The sequence below is a fragment of the Endozoicomonas sp. genome (assembly GCF_031844845.1).
Classification (GTDB): Bacteria; Pseudomonadota; Gammaproteobacteria; order Pseudomonadales; family Endozoicomonadaceae; genus Endozoicomonas.
The window spans coordinates 1-2,960 of sequence record NZ_JAVRMB020000200.1 but is presented as its reverse complement, the minus strand read 5'-3'; the positions used below and the strand labels follow the sequence as shown (position 1 = coordinate 2,960).

Sequence of the window (2,960 nt, the reverse complement as noted above, 5' to 3'; positions counted from 1 at the left end):
GTGTTCAAGTGTTACCAGAATGAGTGTTCAAGTGTTACCGGAATATGCACTAGACTTATTCGGCGATCGTTTGACTCACCACTGGAGATGGAAGCTATCGAAAAACGTCTAAAGTCGTATTGTATATCAAAAGAAATCACCCCATTGCCTAAAATCGATAAAGAGCTGGAACTCGGTGTCAGCTTTCTCTCTTATTATTTTCCAGAATTAACTCGTGAGCTGGTTCAGGAAAACCAGAAAGTCCGGAGGTCAGAGAGTGAAATCAGGTACGAACGATTTACTTGTGAAATATCCAAGATTATTATTGATCTCGAAAGGGAAGGCATTGTTCCCAGTTATAATCAAGTCAGAAGTCGTCTAACCGGCTATCATGGTTTTCATTATAGGGATTTTACCCGGTTATGGGTGAAGCGATTAAAGAGTGGCAAGCCAGCTGAAAAAACATCTGCATCCTGCGTACTTCTATTTATTCCAGTCATTTAAAAAAATCCCAAAATATTTTATTCAGCACTTTTAATTGAGTGCTTTTTTGCTATGTACGGGACAAAACATTTAGCAAATCTAAAAAAGTGATCTGATCGTTTTTTGAACAGCTATTTTTGAGTACCCGTCTGAGCATATCCAAGCCTAATCGGAACAGGCTCTTCGCTGGTCGATAATGCTTGTTCAATGGTAATTGATCTGCATCCCCGTGATGCCAATGTCCCACAAGCAGGAACCATACGACAGCTATCGTCAGTAGTCTCATAAGTTTGTCCATCCGATCGAGGTTCGTCATATGTGTAGACTCCATATCAAAGCCCCGGCTTTTCAGGTTGCCAAACAGTGTCTCAATGCCCCAGCGTTTAGCGTAGTCTTCTATCATGCTGTCTGGCTTTTCTGTCGCCACCACAATCAGAAGACCTTCCAGTGTCCGGCGTGCAGCAATATACAGAGGAACTCCTGACACTTTCTTTTTGGTATACCACGTTACTGTCTGATTGAACCGAGCGCCTCTACATAACCGGCCAATGGCAATCTTTTTGCCTTCATGCTCCACCACATTGTCGCTTTTAACCCGGAGCCGGCATGACAGTTTGTTTTGACGTAGCCACTCAAACCATTCGTGGCCTATAAACTCACGATCTGCCAGAAGGTTGTCAATACGGTCTGCCGGGATGAGCTTTAGCACACGCTCCATCACCGCTATGCGTTTATCGGTGTTGGAGTTTCCGCCTTTCTTGTCAAGGCACTCCCAAACAATGGGAATTGAGGCCCCTTGCCAAGCGATTGAAACCACCAGATAGTTGACGTCTTTGGAGCCATGCTTCCAGTTGGTTCTATCCATGCACAGGGTAAATCGCTCCATATCCAGGCAGCTCAGAATCAGCTCTCCTAACTGCTCAAAACGGTAGTCATAGTCAGCGAAAAACCGCTTTATACGGCGATAACTGGATTCGCTGTCTGCCTTCGTCTGAAACTCCTCGGCTACACGATACAAGTTGGTGGAACGGCTACGCAGCAAGGCCAGTATAAACGGTGACATGAAGGTGATCCGGGCTTGATGCAGGGGCAGATGGGCCTTAAGCTTCTTGGCTAATGAGTTGACTTCTTCCATGTTCAACAACCGTAACCTATTCGGGGGTTAGAGACCGTGCAGGTTACCTTATGGGAGAGTCAGCTCATACTCTCTGTGCCTTGAAAATCAAGGACTTCAGTTTTTTTGTCCCGTACAGAGAAAAATATCTGAACTAATTACATCGGAGGCTGTCACTCTACCAATACTGCGGACAGTTTTTCAAGGACTCAATCCTTGTAGGTCAAGTGCTGTAATAACGGGTATTTATCGCAAGCTTGGGGCAGCCCAGAGTTTCCAAAAAGTACTTTATGACGCTGCAGGCCCCAGAATTACAGGGGAAAAACTGTCCGAAGTATTGCTCTACAAGAGTTTTTATAACGTAACTCGTGATAATTAAAGAGGTTGGACGTTCTTTATGGCAAATGGTCAGTGTTTAATGCTTAACACCAGTGGTGGCTATTTTCAGCTCCCCACCTCTACAGGTTCGACAGAAAAAGGTTTTGTATTTAACAAATCATTAAATAAAACAACCACTCCTGTAAGACTGTATTCATCAGTCACACCGGGCAATCATCAGGAAGCAGCTTCTATTTTTCAACGAAAAACGCAGCCTTCTAATGATGCACAATGTCAAAGAACTCACAGCCTATCAATCACTGAAGCTGGAAATAATATAGCCCAGCCATTTTCTAAGGAGGATTCCTATGAAATTCGGGACATATCAATCACTGAAGCTGGAAATAATATAGCCAAGCCAGCTTCTAAGGAGGATCCGGGTGAAATTCGAAACCTGATACTGGCTCGGTCTAAACAATCACCAACCGGTATTATTGAAACACTTGATGGTCAAACGACAGAAAGGAGAAAAACAAAAGACGAAATAATTCGAAATATTACACCGGCTATTATGCAAAAATCAGATAGGCTTAAAAACGAAGAAACAAAAAGTCCTACTAATACTTCGACTTATAATCCACCACAATCTAATATATTGCTCCCCCTGGCTTCTAATAAGAAAAAACATCAAACAAAGCCAATTACGGTTGTCGATGCACTCCAAAACAGGACTGAGACAGGTCAATTGCAAAAAAACGGCCCAAACAAACATCACAGCGTTTGTCCCCAGAAAACTGAAAAATCCAACGCGCCAACTTATAGCGCACAATGGAAAGCTGATAATACAAACCAGTGGATGTTGGACCCGTATTTGAATAGTCACCATAGCTCTTGTGAATTGGATGATGCTGTTTCTGATTTAACGGTAAGTAGTTAACCAAATGAAATCGAATATTTTCGATCGGTTGGTCATAAATAAGACTCAATCCCTTGTGCTGCAAGGAGATCGGACATGAAATATGACCGAGTTCATTTTACTAAATAACTCCAACCAACCTACTGACCT

3 protein-coding genes are annotated in these 2,960 nt (G+C 42.9%); 2 read left to right on the top strand and 1 reads right to left on the bottom strand.

Features of this window, described 5'->3' with window-relative positions:
• The coding region (locus RM811_RS10400; protein WP_402523725.1) for a hypothetical protein at positions 1 to 483 on the top strand (483 nt) is incomplete at its 5' end.
• Between the two features lie 49 nt (positions 484 to 532).
• Here RM811_RS10400 and RM811_RS10395 read toward each other — a convergent pair.
• Positions 533 to 1,597 carry an IS4 family transposase gene (locus RM811_RS10395; RefSeq protein WP_402523722.1) on the bottom strand — a complete coding sequence of 355 codons (1,065 nt, stop codon included), beginning with the start codon at positions 1,595 to 1,597 and terminating at the stop codon, positions 533 to 535.
• 376 nt (positions 1,598 to 1,973) lie between these two features.
• Between RM811_RS10395 and RM811_RS10390 the strand changes: the two genes are divergently transcribed.
• On the top strand, positions 1,974 to 2,831 hold the full coding sequence (locus RM811_RS10390) for a hypothetical protein (RefSeq protein ID WP_402523720.1): 858 nt from the start codon (positions 1,974 to 1,976) through the stop codon (positions 2,829 to 2,831).
• Positions 2,832 to 2,960: the final 129 nt, after the last annotated feature.